The organism is Aquincola sp. J276, from assembly GCF_024700035.1.
Taxonomy (GTDB): domain Bacteria; phylum Pseudomonadota; class Gammaproteobacteria; order Burkholderiales; family Burkholderiaceae_C; genus Aquincola; species Aquincola tertiaricarbonis.
The window spans coordinates 2,939,293-2,953,257 of record NZ_JAJONC010000001.1 but is presented as its reverse complement, the minus strand read 5'-3'; the positions used below and the strand labels follow the sequence as shown (position 1 = coordinate 2,953,257).

Genomic DNA, 13,965 nt, shown 5'->3' with positions numbered 1-13,965 from the left:
AATGGACCGGCTGAAACAGATTGAATCCTTCGTTGCGGTGGCCACCAAGGGCAGCCTGACCGCCGCGGCGCAAGCCGAAGGCGTGGCACCGGCCGTGGTGGGCCGTCGCATCGACGCGCTGGAAGCCAGGCTGGGCGTGAAGCTGCTGGTGCGCACCACGCGGCGCATCACGCTCACGCACGAAGGCAGCGCCTTTCTCGAGGATTGCCAACGCCTGCTGGCCGACCTGGCGAATGCCGAATCCGGCGTCAGCGCCGGCGGCGCCAAGGCCAGCGGCCTGCTGCGCATCACCGCGCCGGCCGGCTTCGGCCGGCGACATGTGGCGCCGCTGGTGCCGCGCTTCCTGGCCGCCCACCCCGACGTGCATGTGTCATTGAACCTGGCCGACCGGGTGGTGGACATCGTGCACGAGGGCTTCGACTGCGCCATCCGCGTGGGCGACCTGCCCGACAGCAGCCTGGTCAGCGTGCGGCTGGCAGACAACCGCCGGCTGTGCGTGGCGACGCCGGCCTACCTCAAGCGGGCGGGCGTGCCGAAGCAGCCGTCCGATTTGTCGCGCCACGAATGCCTGACGCTGAGTTCCGACGCCAGCCAGTCCCGCGGCTGGGCGTTCGCGATGGAGGGCCGCACCCACCACCTGCGGCCCACCGGCCGGCTGGACTGCACCGACGGCCAGGTGCTGCACGACTGGTGCCTGGCCGGGCTGGGCATTGCCTGGCGCAGCACCTGGGAGGTTGAGGCGGAAATCGCCCGCGGCGAGCTGCAGACGGTGCTGGACGACTACATCGCCCCGCCCAACGGCATCTTCGCGGTGTTTCCGCATGCCAAGCACCTGCCGCTGCGGGTGCGGCTGTGGATCGACTTCGTCAAGCAGACGTATGCCGATCCGCGGTACTGGGCAGGGGAAGTCAAGCTGGGTTCTTGGCCGACAGGCAGCTCTTCATGAACGCCTTGCGCTCGTCGCCCTTCATGTCCTTGGCGTCCGCGTTGCAGGTCTTCATCTTCGACTGCTGCGTGGTGGGCTCCGGCTTGGCCGACAGGCATTGCTTCATGAAGGCCTTGCGCTCGTCGCCCTTCATGTCCTTGGCGTCGGCATTGCAGGTCTTCATCTTCGACTGCTGGGCGGTGGGCGCCTTGGCTTCGTCGGCAGCCAGGGCCGGCTGCACGGACAGGGCGGCGGCCAGGCACAGGGCGGCGGCGGACAACAGCTGCTTCATGGACTCTCCTCGCTTGGGGTGATGGTTGCGGCGCGATTGGAGCGCTCCACGCCCCCGCCGGCAAGGGCTCAACGCGACAGACTGCCCGGCGGTGCACCCGGCCGGCTGGCGGCTACAGGATGCGGCGCGGGTGCGCCAGCTGTTCGTGCGCGGCATGCAGCCGGCGCACCAGCACGCGGATGAAGGCCTTGTCGAACAGGTGGCGGGTGCCCACCGACAGCTGCTCCAGCGTCTCGGGCGTGAAGGACACGGTGGTGGTGGAAGTGGTCACCAGCACGTCGGCGCTGTGGCGGCGCAGCTCCGGGTTGGGCGCCAGGTAGGCCATCTCGCCCACCGAGGTGCCCGCGCCCAGCTCGGCCACCCGGGCGCCGTCGCGGTACACGTCCACCCCGCCCTGGGCGACGATGTGGAAGGTGTTGCCTTCCTGCCCGCGCTTGTACAGGGCATGGCCGTACTTGAAGCGCTGCCAGCGCGCGCGGTGCACCACCTCCCACAGCTCCACGTCGCCAAAGCCGGCGAAGAACTCCAGGCTGCGCAGCATGGTGAAGCGCTCCGAGTCCAGCACGCCCTGCAGCTTGCCGCGCGGCACCTCGCGGTTGGCCACCAGCGCGGACAGCGCCTGCGCGAAGGCATCCCAGTCGGCGGGCCGGTCGTCCCGCTGCTTGGCCAGCGCACCACGCACCAGGCGGTCCAGCGAGGGCGGCACGCCGTCGCGCAGCGCCATCAGCGGCGGCGGGTCCTGGTGGTAGATCTGGTTCATGATCGCCGGCTGGGTATCGGCGTCGAACGGCGGCCGGCCGGTGACCAGGTGGTACAGCACCGCCGCCAGCGAATAGATGTCGGCCCGGCAATCCAGCGTGCTGCCGTCCAGTTGCTCGGGCGACATGTAGGCCAGCGAGCCCACGCGGAAGATCTGCGTGCGGTCCGAGCGCAGGTTGAGCACGCTGCCGAAGTCCGTCACCTTGACGTCGATGACCTGGTCGCCCTCCACCACCGCCAGCAGGTTGGCGGGCTTCACGTCACGGTGGATCAGGCCCTGGCGGTAAACGTAGCCCAGCGCCATCGCGCACTTGAAGCCGATCTCCACGATCTGCTCCAGCGACAGCAGCTGGTCGGCGCGGCAGAAGCGCCGCAGGGTGTGGCCGGGCACGTACTCCATCACCAGGTAGGGCGCGACCGGGTCTTCCACCGCGTCGTAGATCTGCACGACGTTCGGGTGTTGCAGGCGCCCGACAAGTGCGGCTTCGGCGGCGAAGAATTTTTCGAAGTAGCGGGGTTCGGTGCCGCCGTCGTGCGCCGGCAGGCTCACCCGCTTCAACGCCACGTCGCGCTGGTGGAATTCATCGCGCGCCAGGAACACCTCGCTGGTGGCGCCCTCGCCCAGCCGCCGGCTGACGCGGTACTTGCCGATGGCCGCGGGCAGGTGCGGCTCCGCAGCGGCGGCCGGCGCGACGGGCATCAGGGTCGTTCGTTCGGCAGCGGACATGGCCCCGTATCTTCGGCCGCCCGCCCCGCCGGCTTGAGGCGGGTGCGCCACCCCCCAACTTAGAATCTCCGCCATGATCCAAGCCAAGCAGGACTTGCTCGCCGCCTTGCGCGCAGCAGTCGCGGAACTGGCGCCCGAAGCCGGCCCGTCTGTCCCCCCGCTCGAAAGCCTCGAATTCGAATCGCCCAAGCAGGCCGCCCACGGAGACTTCGCCGTCACCGTGGCGATGCAGCTCGCCAAGGCCTTGAAGAAGAATCCGCGTGAACTGGCACAAGCCCTGGTGGCGGCGCTCAAGCGCCAGCCCGCGGTGGAGCGCTGGGTGTCGGCGCTGGAAATCGCCGGCCCCGGCTTCATCAACCTGCGCCTGAAGGAAGCCGCCAAGCAGGCCGTGGTGCGCGAGGTGCTGGAAGGCGCCGAGCAGTTCGGCCGCCAGCCCGCCAACGGCACCAAGCTGATGGTGGAGTTTGTCTCCGCCAACCCCACCGGCCCGCTGCACGTGGGCCATGCCCGCCAGGGCGCGCTGGGCGACAGCCTGAGCCACCTGTTCGAGACGCAGGGCTTCGCCGTCACCCGCGAGTTCTATTACAACGACGCCGGCGTGCAGATCGCTACCCTGGCCGCCTCCACCCAGGCGCGCATCCAGGGCCTGAAGCCCGGCGACGCCGGCTGGCCCGAATCGGCCTACAACGGCGACTACATCGCCGACATCGCCGCCGATTTCATGGCCAGGAAGACGGTGCGGGCCGACGACCGGGAGTTCACCGCCAGCGGCGACCCCGACGACCTGGACGGCATCCGCCAGTTCGCGGTGGCCTACCTGCGGCACGAACAAGACCTGGACTTGCAGGCCTTCGGCGTCAAGTTCGACAGCTACTACCTGGAAAGCAGCCTATACACCTCCGGCCGCGTCGATCAGACGGTGGCCCGCCTGGTGGCCGCCGGCAAGACCTACGAGCTCGACAACGCGCTGTGGCTGCGCACCACCGACTACGGTGACGACAAGGACCGCGTGATGCGCAAGTCCGACGGCAGCTTCACCTACTTCCTGCCCGACGTGGCGTACCACATCGCCAAGTGGGAGCGCGGCTACGCCAAGGTGATCAACTGCCAGGGCACCGACCACCACGGCACCATCGCCCGGGTGCGCGCCGGCCTGCAGGCGGCCAACGTCGGCATCCCGCAGGGCTACCCCGACTACGTGCTGAACACGATGGTTCGGGTGGTGCGCGACGGCAACGAGGTGAAGATCAGCAAGCGCGCCGGCAGCTACGTGACGCTGCGCGACCTGATCGACTGGACCAGCCGCGACGCGGTGCGCTTCTTCCTCATCAGCCGCAAGGCCGACACCGAATTCACCTTCGACATCGACCTGGCGCTGAAGCAGAACGACGAGAACCCGGTGTTCTACGTGCAGTACGCCCATGCGCGGATCTGCTCGGTGCTGGCCAAGGCCAGCGCGGCCGAGCTGGCGCAGGCCGACCTGTCGCGCCTGGTGGCGCCCACCGAGCTGTCGCTGATGCTGAAGCTGGCCGACTACCCGGCCATGCTCACCCGCGCCGCGGCCAGCCTGGCTCCGCACGACGTGGCCTTCTACCTGCGCGACGTGGCCTCGGCCTTCCACAGCTATTACGCGGCCGAGCGTTTCCTGGTCGACGATGCCGAGCTGGCCCGCGCCCGCCTGGCGCTGCTGGCTGCCACCCGGCAGGTTTTGCGCAATGCCCTGTCGCTGCTGGGCGTGAGCGCCCCCGAGAGCATGAACCGGGCCGAAGAAGCCCAGAAGGAACCCGCATGAAGTCGCAACGTGGAGGCTTCGTGATGGGCCTCATCGTCGGCCTGCTGGTCGGCCTGGCGCTGGCGCTGGGCGTGGCCCTGTACGTCACCAAGGTGCCGGTGCCCTTCGTCAACAAGGTGCCGCAGCGCTCCGCCGACCAGGACGCCGCCGAAGCCGAGAAGAACAAGAACTGGGACCCCAACGCGCCGCTGGCGGGCAAGCCGCCGCGCAGCGCCTCCGGCACGGTGCAGCAGCCGGCCTATCCGTCGCAGCCGGCGGTACCGGCGCCCACCCCGGCCGTGCCGCCCACCCAGCAGCCGGCGCCTGCCGCGCCGCCGACCGGCTCCACCCGCGACCCGGCGGCCATCCTGTCCGGCCAATCCGGCGGTGCATCTTCGGCGCCGCGGTCCACCAGAACGGGCACCGATGCGTTCACCTACTTCGTGCAGGCGGGCGCGTTCGCCAAGCCCGAGGATGCGGAACAGCAGCGCGCCAGGCTGGCGATGCAGGGCCTGGCGGCCCGTGTCACCGAGCGGGAGCAATCGGGCCGTACCGTGTACCGGGTGCGCCTGGGCCCGTTCGAACAGAAAGAAGACGCCGAGGCGGCCCAGCAGCGCCTGCAAGGCACCGGCACCGAAGCGGCACTGGTGCGGGTGGAACGCTGATTCGCCCGCCTGGCGAACCAAAGGCGGCGCGCAGCAGTCCACCTGCGTTCCTGCCAGCACACAGACACCAAGAGGAATTGCATGAACCGTCGTGACTTCTCCGCCCGCGCCGCCGGCACGGGCCTCGCCCTGGGATTCGGCCTGGTCGGCCAGGCCGCCCACGCCCAGGGCGGCCCGCTCGTCGAGGGCAAGGACTATGTCAAGCTGCAGACCGCCGCCCCGGTGGCCAGCGGCGGCAAGGTGGATGTGGTGGAGTTCTTCTGGTACGGCTGCCCGCACTGCAATGCCTTCGAGCCCTCGCTGGACGCCTGGGCCAAGAAGCTGCCCGCCGACGTCAACTTCCGGCGCGTGCCGGTGAGCTTCTCGGCCATGCACGAGACGCATGCCAAGATCTTCTACGCGCTCGAGTCGCTCGGCCAGGTGGAGGCGCTGCACCGCAAGGTGTTCGCGGCGCTGCATGTGCAGCGCAAGCGGCTGGACAAGGAAGCCGACATCGTCGAATTCATGACCCAGAACGGCGTGGATGCGGCCAAGTTCACCGAGGCCTACAAGTCGTTCGGCGTGGCCACCAAGGTGCGCCAGGGCAAGGCGCTGTCCGAGGCATACAAGATCGACGGCGTGCCGGCCATCGGGGTGGCCGGCCGGTGGTTCACCGCGCCGTCACTGGCGGGCTCGCCCGAGCGTGCGCTGGCGGTGAGTGATGCGCTGATCCAGATGGCCCGCAAGCCGGCCTGATGCCGGCCGGGGCGGGCCCGACCCGCCCCAATTCACGGCGCCGGGCTGCACGTCAGGTGACGGTCATGAATCTGTGGCTAGAATGGCCATGCAAGTTTCATGCCTTTATGACCACCCAACGCCCACGCCATTCGTTCCCGTCCAGCCTGCGCAGCCTTGCGGTGGTCATGGCCGCCGTGGGCCTGCTGGCCGCAGGCCCAGCCGCCCAGGCCGCCCGGGCAGACCGCAGCCAGCCCATCACCATCGACGCCGACAAGCCCGGCACGGTGGACATGCTCAAGCAGGTGGTGGTGTTCAACGGCAACGTGGTCATCACCCAGGGCACCATCACCATCCGCGCCGAGCGCGCCGAGATCCGCGAGGGCGCCGATGGCTTCCGCTCGGCGGTGGCGGTGGGCACGGCCAGCCAGCCGGCCAGCTTTCGACAGAAGCGCGAAGGACTGGATGAATTCATCCAGGGCACGGCCGATCGCATCGAATATGAAGGCCGGGGCGACGTGGTGCGCTTCGTCGGCGGCGCCCAGGTGCAGCGACTGCGCAACGGCGTGGCGGCGGACCAGATTTCCGGCGAACGCATCACCTACGACAGCACGACCGAGGTGTTCAGCGTGGCCGGCAGCACCGCGCCGGCACCGGCCAGCGGTGCCAGCGGCCCGGGCAACGGCCGCGTGCGGGTGATCCTCACTCCGCGCGAGGGCTCCGAGGCCGCCGAGCCCGCAGCATCCGGAGCCTCCCGGTGAGCGCGCTGCCCGCCACCCCGGCGCCGCGCAACGACAGCCGCCTGGAAGCCAGCCGGCTGCAGAAGCGCTACGGCACGCGCACGGTGGTGAAGGACGTGCACCTGGCGGTGGGCGCTGGCGAGGTGGTGGGCCTGCTGGGCCCCAACGGCGCCGGCAAGACCACCACCTTCTACATGGTGGTGGGACTGGTGCGCGCCGATGCCGGCGAGATCCGCATCGATGGCGCCGAGGTGCAGCACAAGCCGATCCACCAGCGCTCGCGCATGGGCCTGTCGTACCTGCCGCAGGAAGCGTCGATCTTTCGGAAGCTCACCGTCGAGGAGAACATCCGCGCCGTGCTGGAACTGCAGCGCGGCGCCGACGGCCGCTCGCTGCCCGGCAAGGAGATCGACCGGCTGCTGGAAGGCCTGCTGGCCGACCTGGGCATCGAGAAGCTGCGCGCCAGCCCGGCGCCGGCGTTGTCGGGCGGTGAACGGCGGCGGGTGGAAATCGCCCGCGCGCTGGCCACGCAACCGCGCTTCATCCTGCTGGACGAGCCGTTCGCCGGCGTCGACCCCATCGCGGTGATCGAGATCCAGCGAATCATCGGTTTCCTGAAGGCGCGCGGCATCGGCGTGCTGATCACCGACCACAACGTGCGCGAGACGCTGGGCATCTGCGACCGCGCGTACATCATCAGTGAAGGCCGCGTGCTGGCCGAAGGCACGCCCAACGAGATCGTCGACAACACGGACGTGCGCAAGGTCTACCTTGGCGAGCACTTCCGCATGTGATTGAAGCAACCCGGTTGATGTCATGAAACCATCGTTGCAGATCCGCCTCTCGCAGCACCTGGCGCTCACGCCGCAACTGCAGCAGTCCATCCGGCTGCTGCAGCTGTCGACGCTCGAGCTGCACCAGGAAGTCGAGCAGATGCTCGAGCAGAACCCTTTCCTGGAAACCGAGGAGGAACACGTTCCGGCGTTCGAGCAGTCGATGGAACGGCCGGCCGCCAGCGCGACCGCCAGCGACGACGGTGACTTCGCGGCAAGCAGCGAGCCCAGCGGCAGCAGCGAGGCCGAAGGCGCCGACGCGCCGGGCGTGGACAGCGCGGAGTTCGGCACCACCGAGCGCGAAGACTGGGAGAACGGCACCGAGCGCGACGACTTCGACGGCATCCGCGAAACGCCCTCCTCGGGCAGCGGCAGCAGCGACAACGACGACTTCGAGCCGCAGGAGCGCGGCGGCAGCGGCATCTCCCTGCAGGAGCACCTGCGCGCGCAGATGGCCGGCATGCGGCTGGAGCCGGCGGACGCCGCGGCGCTGCACGTGCTGATCGAATCGCTGAACGAGGACGGCTACCTGGCCGACCGGCTGGAAGACATCGTCGCGCAGCTGGCCGGCGAGGCCGACCCCGAGCAGCAGGAAGAGCTGCTGGAACGCCTGCAGTGCGCGCTGAAGTGGCTGCAGAGCCTGGAGCCACTGGGCGTGGGCGCACGCGACCTGCCCGAATGCCTGGTGCTGCAGCTCAAGGCCCAGACGCGCTGCGAGGCGCAGGCGGTGGCCATCATCGTGTGCAAGCACCACCTGGAGCTGCTGGCGCGGCGCGACCTGAAGAAGCTCATCGCCGCCACCGGCGCCGACGAAGAGCTGCTGAAGGCGGCGCAGGAGCTGATCCGCCGCTGCGAGCCCAAGCCGGGCCGGCCGTTCTCGCGGGCCGAGGCCAACATCATCATTCCCGACGTGATCGTGCAGCGCAACGGCCGCGGCTGGAAGGTGGTGCTCAACCCCGACGTGATGCCCAAGCTGCGCATCAACGACCTTTATGCCCAGGCCATCCGCGGCAACCGCGGCCAGAACGGCAACGGCGCGCTGGGCGCCCGGCTGCAGGAAGCGCGCTGGTTCATGAAGAACATCCAGCAGCGCTTCGACACCATCCTGCGCGTGTCCAGCGCCATCGTCGAGCGGCAGAAGAACTTCTTCACCCACGGCGAGATCGCGATGAAGCCGCTGGTGCTGCGCGAGATCGCCGATGAGCTGGGCCTGCACGAGTCCACCATCTCCCGCGTGACCACCGCCAAGTACATGGCCACGATGTTCGGCACCTTCGAGCTGAAGTACTTCTTCGGCTCGTCGCTGAACACCGATGCCGGCGGCAATGCCTCCAGCACGGCGGTGCGTGCGCTCATCAAGCAGCTGGTGGCGGCGGAAGACGCGGCCAAGCCGCTGTCGGACAGCCAGCTCAGCCAGATGCTGGAAGAACAAGGCATCCAGGTGGCGCGGCGCACCGTCGCCAAGTACCGCGAAGCGCTGAAGATCGCGCCCGCCAACCTGCGCAAGGCCATGTAGATGCCCACCACCGCCCTGTTCCTGCCCTGCGCCGCCGGCGTCGAAGAATTTCTGGCCGCCGAATGCCGGCGCCTGCTGGGCGACAAGCCGCGTTTGGAAACCGCCCGCGGCGGCGTGACCGTGTACGGCGACGAGCGCGACGCCATGCGCCTGAACCTGGGCTGCCGCCTGGCGCAGCGGGTGCTGTGGCCCGTGGCCCACGGCCCGTACCACGACGAGCATGAGCTGTACGAGCTGGGCCGCACCGTGCGCTGGGGCGACTGGATCACGCCGCGGCAGACGCTGCGGGTGGACAGCACCGCCCAGCGATCGCCGCTGCGCAGCCTGAACTTCGCCAACCTGCGCATCAAGGACGCGGTGTGCGACGACCTGCGCGAAGCCACCGGCGAGCGGCCGAGCGTCGACACCCGCTGGCCCGACCTGCCGCTGGCGCTGCACCTCACCGCCACCCACGCCACGCTGTACGTCGACCTGTCCGGCGAAGCGCTGTTCAAGCGCGGCTGGCGTGAGGCCAAGGGCGAGGCGCCGCTGAAAGAAACCCTGGCCGCCGCCATGCTGGCCGCCGCCGGCTGGCAGGGCCGCGCCGAAGACGGCCCGCTGTTCGACCCCTGCTGCGGCGCCGGCACCATCGCCATCGAGGCGGCGCAGATCGCCTGCGGCATCGCGCCGGGCTCGCAGCGCCGCTTCGCGTTCGAGAAGCTGCTGCCCTTCCGCCCCCACCTGGCCGCCTGGCGGCAGATGCAGGCCGACGCTCAGGCCGCAGTGCATGCGCCGGCGGTGCCGATCTTCGCGGGCGACGTGTCCTTCCGCATGACCGACTTCGCCACCCGCAACGCCGAGCGGGCCGGCGTGCTGCATGCCATCGACTTCAAGACTGCCGACGCGCTGCAGCGCCCGGCGCCGGCCGAGCGTGGCGTGCTGATGATGAACCCGCCGTACGGCGAGCGCATCGATGCCAAGGGCACCGGCCAGGGCGGCGGCCAGGCCTTCGAGGGCGGCGGCAGCCCGGCCGAGTTCTACGCCCAGCTGGCCACGCACTGGAAGCGGCAGTTCTCGGGCTGGACGGCCTGGGTGCTCAGCCCCGACATGAAGCTGCCATCGATGATGCGGCTGAAGGAAAGCCGCCGCGTGCCGATGTGGAACGGCCCGATCGAATGCCGGCTGTTCCGCTTCGACCTGGTGGCCGGCTCGGCCCGGCCGGCACCTGCAGCGCGCGCGGCCGAAGAGCCTTCGGACTGAGGGTGCACCCCGGCTGAGTCAGCCCGCGGCCAGCGGCGGCGTCGCGGCCGCGGCTGGCGCCTCCAGCACCTCCAGGTCGCTTTCGTCCTTCAGCGCCACGCCGCTGCAGCCCAGCACCCGCGCGCGCTTCATCAGCCAGGCCAGCTTGAAGGCGGCGGCTTCGGGGCGCAGGCCTTCGGGGCGCACGTTGGAGATGCAGTTGCGCTCGGCGTCGTGCCGGCCGCGGCGCGGGCCGTGGGTGAGGTAGATGCCCAGGCTGTCGGGTGAACTCAGGCCCGGCCGCTCGCCGATCAGGATGGCCGACAGCGATGCGCCGAGGATCTCGGCGATCTCGTCGGCCACCGCCACCCGAGCCTGCGTCACCACCACCAGCGGCGCGAGCTTGAAGCCTGCCGGCAGGTGCTGCGGCAGCGCGGCCAGCAGCGGCAGCGCGTGGCGCTGCACCGCCAGCGAGGACAAGCCGTCGCCGATCACGAGGCAGAGGTCGGGCACGGGCTCGCCGGCGGCGCGCTGATGCTGCGCATGGGCGCGCAGGCGCGCGGCGTCCTCCTCATGCAGCTGGCGGCCGAGGTCGGGGCGGCGCAGGTATTCGGTGCGGTCGACGGCGCGGCTGCGGGCATGCAGCACCGGCCAGCCGGCGGCCTGCAGATCGGCTTCCAGCGCCGGCACGTCCAGCGGCGCATGGATGGCGTCGCGCGCCATCGCATGCGCCAGTCCGAAGCGCAGCGCCTCGGCGGTGGGCGTGGCCACGCCGGCGCGGCCGAGCGCGATGCGGGCCGAGGTGTGGCTGCGCCAGCCGTCCCAGGGGTCGGGCAGCACCTCAGCCATGGCCCAGCGCCAGCGCGCCCATGTCGGCCAGCAGCCGGTGGTTGGCCGAAGGCGGCAGCACCTGGCCGGCACGGTCGGTGATCTGCATGCGCTGCAGCCAGGCCTCGAACTCGGGCGCGCGCTTCAGGCCCAGTGTTTCGCGCAGGAACAGCGCGTCGTGGAACGAGGTGCTCTGGTAGTTGAGCATCACGTCGTCCGCCCCCGGCACGCCGATCACGAAGTTGATGCCGGCCGCGCCCAGCAGCACCAGCAGCGTGTCCATGTCGTCCTGGTCGGCTTCGGCATGGTTGGTGTAGCAGACGTCGCAGCCGATGGGCAGGCCCAGCAGCTTGCCGCAGAAGTGGTCTTCCAGCCCGGCGCGGATGATCTGCTTGCCGTCGTACAGGTACTCCGGCCCGATGAAGCCCACCACGGTATTGATCAGCAGCGGGCTGTAGCGACGCGCCAGCGCGTAGGCGCGGGCCTCGCAGGTCTGCTGGTCGACGCCGAAGTTGGCATTGGCCGACAGCGCGCTGCCCTGGCCGGTCTCGAAGTACATGACGTTGCTGCCCACCGTGCCGCGCTGCTGCGCCAGCGCGGCGGCCTGCGCCTCGGCCAGCAGCTCGGGCGTGACGCCGAAGCTGCGGTTGGTCTTCTCGGTGCCGCCGATCGACTGGAACACCAGGTCGACCGGCACCCCGGCCTCGGCCAGTTGCAGCGTGTTGGTCACGTGGGTGAGCACGCAGCTCTGGGTCGGGATCTCGAAGCGCTGGATCACCTCGTCCAGCATGCGCAGCAGGCCGGCCAGCACCGGCAGGCTGTCGGAGGCGGGGTTGACGCCGATCACCGCATCGCCCGCGCCGTACATCAGGCCGTCCAGCGTGGAAGCGGCGACGCCGCGCAGGTCGTCGGTAGGGTGGTTGGGCTGCAGCCGCACGGCCAGGTGCCCGGGCAGGCCAATGGTGTTGCGGAAGCGCGTGACCACCCGGGCCTTGCGCGCCACCGCGATCAGGTCCTGGTTGCGCATCAGCTTGCTCACCGCGGCCACCATCTCGGGCGTGAGGCCGGGCGCCAGGGCGGCCAGGGCGTCGGTGTCGGCCCCGTCGCCCAGCAGCCAGTCGCGGAAGGCGCCCACCGTGAGGTGGGACACCGGCGCGAAGGCGGCCGCATCGTGGGTGTCGATGATCAGCCGGGTGATGTTGTCGTCCTCGTACGGCACCAGCGCTTCCTGCAGGAAGACCTTCAGCGGCAGGTCGGCCAGCACGTGCCGGGCGGCCATGCGCTGCTGCGCGGTGGCGGCCGCCACGCCGGCCAGCTGGTCGCCCGAGCGGGCCGGGCTGGCGCAGGCCATCACCTGCTTCAGGTCATCGAAGCGATGGACCTCGCCGGCGAGCATGGAGCGGTAGGTCATCGTGCGGGGACACCGGGTTCAGAGCGCGCCCTGCAGCAGCTTGTCCTGCGGGGCCTCGTCGCGGGAGCGGGAGGTGAGGCGGAAGTAAGCGTAGGCGATCGCCATCAACCCCAGGAAGACCACGGTCAGCAACGGGTTGAACCACACCATCGCGCCCAGGCACACCACGCCCAGCACCAGCGCGATGGCCGGGAACAGCGGATAGAACGGCGCGCGGTAGGGCCGGGCCAGCATCGGCTCGGTGGCGCGCAGCTTGAACAGCGAGGCCATCGAGGTGATGTACATGACGATGGCGCCGAAGACCGACATCGTCACGATGTTGGCGGTGAGCGACTGGCCGCCGAACTGGATCCACTGGTCGCTGAAGATGGCGGCGATGCCGACCACGCCGCCGGCCAGCAGCGCACGGTGCGGCGTCTGGAAGCGCGGCGACAGCACCGCGAACGAGCGCGGCAGGTAGCCGGCGCGGGCCAGCGCGAAGATCTGCCGCGAATAGCCCATGATGATCCCGTGGAACGAGGCGATGAGGCCGAACAGCCCGATCCACACCATCATGTGCAGCCAGCCGCTGGACTCGCCCACCACCACCTTCATCGCCTGCGGCAGCGGGTCGTTGATGTTGGCGATCTTGCGCCAGTCGCCCACGCCGCCGGCCATGATCATCACGCCGAACGCCAGCACCACCAGCGTGAGGATGCCGGCGATGTAGGCCTTCGGGATGGTGCGCTGCGGATCGCGCGCTTCCTCCGCCGCCATGGCCGCGCCTTCGATGGCCAGGAAGAACCAGATGGCGAAGGGGATGGACGCGAAGATGCCCGCCACCGCCGCGCCGCTGAACACGTCGCTGCCGGCCCAGCCGTTGGCCACGTAGTTGGCCAGCAACCAGCCCGGGCTCACCACGCCCATGAACACCAGCAGCTCGAAGATGGCCAGCAGCGTGACCACCAGCTCGAAGGCCGCGGCGATGCCGATGCCCACCCAGTTCAGCGCGATGAACACCACATAGGCGGCCACCGCGATCAGCTTCGGGTCGAGCGCCGGGAACTGCACGTTCAGGTAGGCGCCGATGGCCAGCGAGATGGCCGGCGGCGCGAACACGAACTCCACCAGCGTCGCAAAGCCGGCGATGAAGCCGCCGGTGGGCCCGAAGGCCCGGCGTGCATAGGCAAACGGCCCGCCGGCATGCGGAATGGCGGTGGAGAGCTCGGTGAAGCTGAAGATGAAGGTGGTGTACATGGTGGCCACCAGCAGCGTGGCCACCAGGAAGCCGAGCGTGCCGGCGCTGTTCCAGCCGTAGCTCCAGCCGAAGTACTCGCCCGAGATCACCAGGCCGACGCAGATGCCCCAGAGCTGGAAGGGCCCGAGCACCTTCTTGAGGCCCGGCGCGGCGGCGGTGGTGGGGGAAGCAACCATGGTCATCCTCGCAGGTAGCCGAACAATGCGGCGGATTGAAGCAAGCCGCCTGCGGCCGCCCTATCCCAAAACGGAAATCCGCAAGGCGCGGCCGCCGTGGCATCGCTCTTGCAATGCTGGCGGCCACAAGCACAGGACATGTCCGGGGGGAGC

13 protein-coding genes are annotated in these 13,965 nt (G+C 69.9%); 8 read left to right on the top strand and 5 right to left on the bottom strand.

Annotation, left to right across the window (positions count from 1 at the left end; all coding sequences use genetic code 11):
• Position 1 precedes the first annotated feature (1 nt).
• Positions 2-946, top strand: coding sequence for a LysR family transcriptional regulator (locus LRS14_RS13580; RefSeq protein ID WP_257799886.1), 945 nt, complete (start codon positions 2-4; stop codon positions 944-946).
• On the opposite strand, the gene LRS14_RS13575 is transcribed toward LRS14_RS13580, so the two are convergent.
• Positions 909-1,217, bottom strand: a complete 309-nt coding sequence (locus tag LRS14_RS13575) for a PsiF family protein (protein ID WP_257799885.1) — start codon at positions 1,215-1,217, stop codon at positions 909-911. The two genes, LRS14_RS13580 and LRS14_RS13575, sit on opposite strands and share 38 nt — an antisense overlap.
• 112 nt (positions 1,218-1,329) lie before the next feature.
• Positions 1,330-2,676 carry a serine/threonine-protein kinase gene (locus LRS14_RS13570; RefSeq protein WP_257799884.1) on the bottom strand — a complete coding sequence of 449 codons (1,347 nt, stop codon included), beginning with the start codon at positions 2,674-2,676 and terminating at the stop codon, positions 1,330-1,332.
• 100 nt (positions 2,677-2,776) lie between these two features.
• Here LRS14_RS13570 and argS point away from each other — a divergent pair, with 100 nt between their 5' ends.
• The 7 genes from argS (at position 2,777) to LRS14_RS13535 (ending at position 10,181) form a co-directional block, all read left to right on the top strand.
• On the top strand, positions 2,777-4,495 hold the full coding sequence (gene argS, locus LRS14_RS13565; RefSeq protein ID WP_257799883.1) for an arginine--tRNA ligase: 1,719 nt from the start codon (positions 2,777-2,779) through the stop codon (positions 4,493-4,495).
• On the top strand, positions 4,492-5,139 hold the full coding sequence (locus LRS14_RS13560) for an SPOR domain-containing protein (protein WP_257799882.1): 648 nt from the start codon (positions 4,492-4,494) through the stop codon (positions 5,137-5,139). The genes argS and LRS14_RS13560 overlap by 4 nt, the downstream gene beginning before the upstream one ends.
• Positions 5,140-5,220: 81 nt before the next feature.
• Positions 5,221-5,874, top strand: a complete 654-nt coding sequence (locus tag LRS14_RS13555; RefSeq protein ID WP_257799881.1) for a thiol:disulfide interchange protein DsbA/DsbL — start codon at positions 5,221-5,223, stop codon at positions 5,872-5,874.
• Between the two features lie 107 nt (positions 5,875-5,981).
• Positions 5,982-6,614: a lipopolysaccharide transport periplasmic protein LptA gene (lptA, locus tag LRS14_RS13550; protein WP_046113240.1), complete on the top strand. Its 633-nt coding sequence runs from the start codon at positions 5,982-5,984 to the stop codon at positions 6,612-6,614.
• Positions 6,611-7,387: an LPS export ABC transporter ATP-binding protein gene (gene lptB, locus LRS14_RS13545; protein ID WP_257799880.1), complete on the top strand. Its 777-nt coding sequence runs from the start codon at positions 6,611-6,613 to the stop codon at positions 7,385-7,387. Before lptA ends, lptB begins: the two co-directional genes overlap by 4 nt.
• A gap of 22 nt (positions 7,388-7,409) precedes the next feature.
• The gene (locus LRS14_RS13540; RefSeq protein ID WP_046113239.1) at positions 7,410-8,942 is read left to right on the top strand and encodes an RNA polymerase factor sigma-54; all 1,533 of its coding nucleotides are present in this window, start codon (positions 7,410-7,412) and stop codon (positions 8,940-8,942) included.
• On the top strand, positions 8,943-10,181 hold the full coding sequence (locus LRS14_RS13535; protein ID WP_257799879.1) for a class I SAM-dependent RNA methyltransferase: 1,239 nt from the start codon (positions 8,943-8,945) through the stop codon (positions 10,179-10,181).
• Between the two features lie 18 nt (positions 10,182-10,199).
• On the opposite strand, the gene eutC is transcribed toward LRS14_RS13535, so the two are convergent.
• Genes eutC through eat form a run of 3 tightly spaced genes read right to left on the bottom strand, consistent with a single transcriptional unit; the run spans position 10,200 to position 13,818 of the window.
• Entirely contained in the window at positions 10,200-11,009 is an 810-nt protein-coding gene (gene eutC / locus LRS14_RS13530) for an ethanolamine ammonia-lyase subunit EutC (protein ID WP_257799878.1), read from the bottom strand.
• Positions 11,002-12,399 carry an ethanolamine ammonia-lyase subunit EutB gene (locus tag LRS14_RS13525; protein WP_257799877.1) on the bottom strand — a complete coding sequence of 466 codons (1,398 nt, stop codon included), beginning with the start codon at positions 12,397-12,399 and terminating at the stop codon, positions 11,002-11,004. The genes eutC and LRS14_RS13525 overlap by 8 nt, the downstream gene beginning before the upstream one ends.
• Before the next feature lie 18 nt (positions 12,400-12,417).
• Positions 12,418-13,818 (bottom strand): ethanolamine permease, encoded by a 1,401-nt coding sequence (eat, locus tag LRS14_RS13520; RefSeq protein ID WP_404977555.1) that lies wholly within the window; start codon positions 13,816-13,818, stop codon positions 12,418-12,420.
• Positions 13,819-13,965: the final 147 nt, after the last annotated feature.

Excerpts from the sequence above, each read along its gene's own strand:
- LRS14_RS13580 (WP_257799886.1), top strand. The coding sequence starts at position 2 with ATGGACCGGCTGAAACAGATTGAATCCTTCGTTGCGGTGGCCACCAAG.
- LRS14_RS13540 (WP_046113239.1), top strand. The coding sequence starts at position 7,410 with ATGAAACCATCGTTGCAGATCCGCCTCTCGCAGCACCTGGCGCTCACG.
- eat (WP_404977555.1), bottom strand. The coding sequence starts at position 13,818 with ATGACCATGGTTGCTTCCCCCACCACCGCCGCCGCGCCGGGCCTCAAG.
- LRS14_RS13560 (WP_257799882.1), top strand. The coding sequence starts at position 4,492 with ATGAAGTCGCAACGTGGAGGCTTCGTGATGGGCCTCATCGTCGGCCTG.
- LRS14_RS13570 (WP_257799884.1), bottom strand. The coding sequence starts at position 2,676 with ATGCCCGTCGCGCCGGCCGCCGCTGCGGAGCCGCACCTGCCCGCGGCC.
- LRS14_RS13535 (WP_257799879.1), top strand. The coding sequence starts at position 8,943 with ATGCCCACCACCGCCCTGTTCCTGCCCTGCGCCGCCGGCGTCGAAGAA.
- LRS14_RS13525 (WP_257799877.1), bottom strand. The coding sequence starts at position 12,399 with ATGACCTACCGCTCCATGCTCGCCGGCGAGGTCCATCGCTTCGATGAC.
- eutC (WP_257799878.1), bottom strand. The coding sequence starts at position 11,009 with ATGGCTGAGGTGCTGCCCGACCCCTGGGACGGCTGGCGCAGCCACACC.
- lptA (WP_046113240.1), top strand. The coding sequence starts at position 5,982 with ATGACCACCCAACGCCCACGCCATTCGTTCCCGTCCAGCCTGCGCAGC.
- LRS14_RS13555 (WP_257799881.1), top strand. The coding sequence starts at position 5,221 with ATGAACCGTCGTGACTTCTCCGCCCGCGCCGCCGGCACGGGCCTCGCC.
- argS (WP_257799883.1), top strand. The coding sequence starts at position 2,777 with ATGATCCAAGCCAAGCAGGACTTGCTCGCCGCCTTGCGCGCAGCAGTC.
- LRS14_RS13575 (WP_257799885.1), bottom strand. The coding sequence starts at position 1,217 with ATGAAGCAGCTGTTGTCCGCCGCCGCCCTGTGCCTGGCCGCCGCCCTG.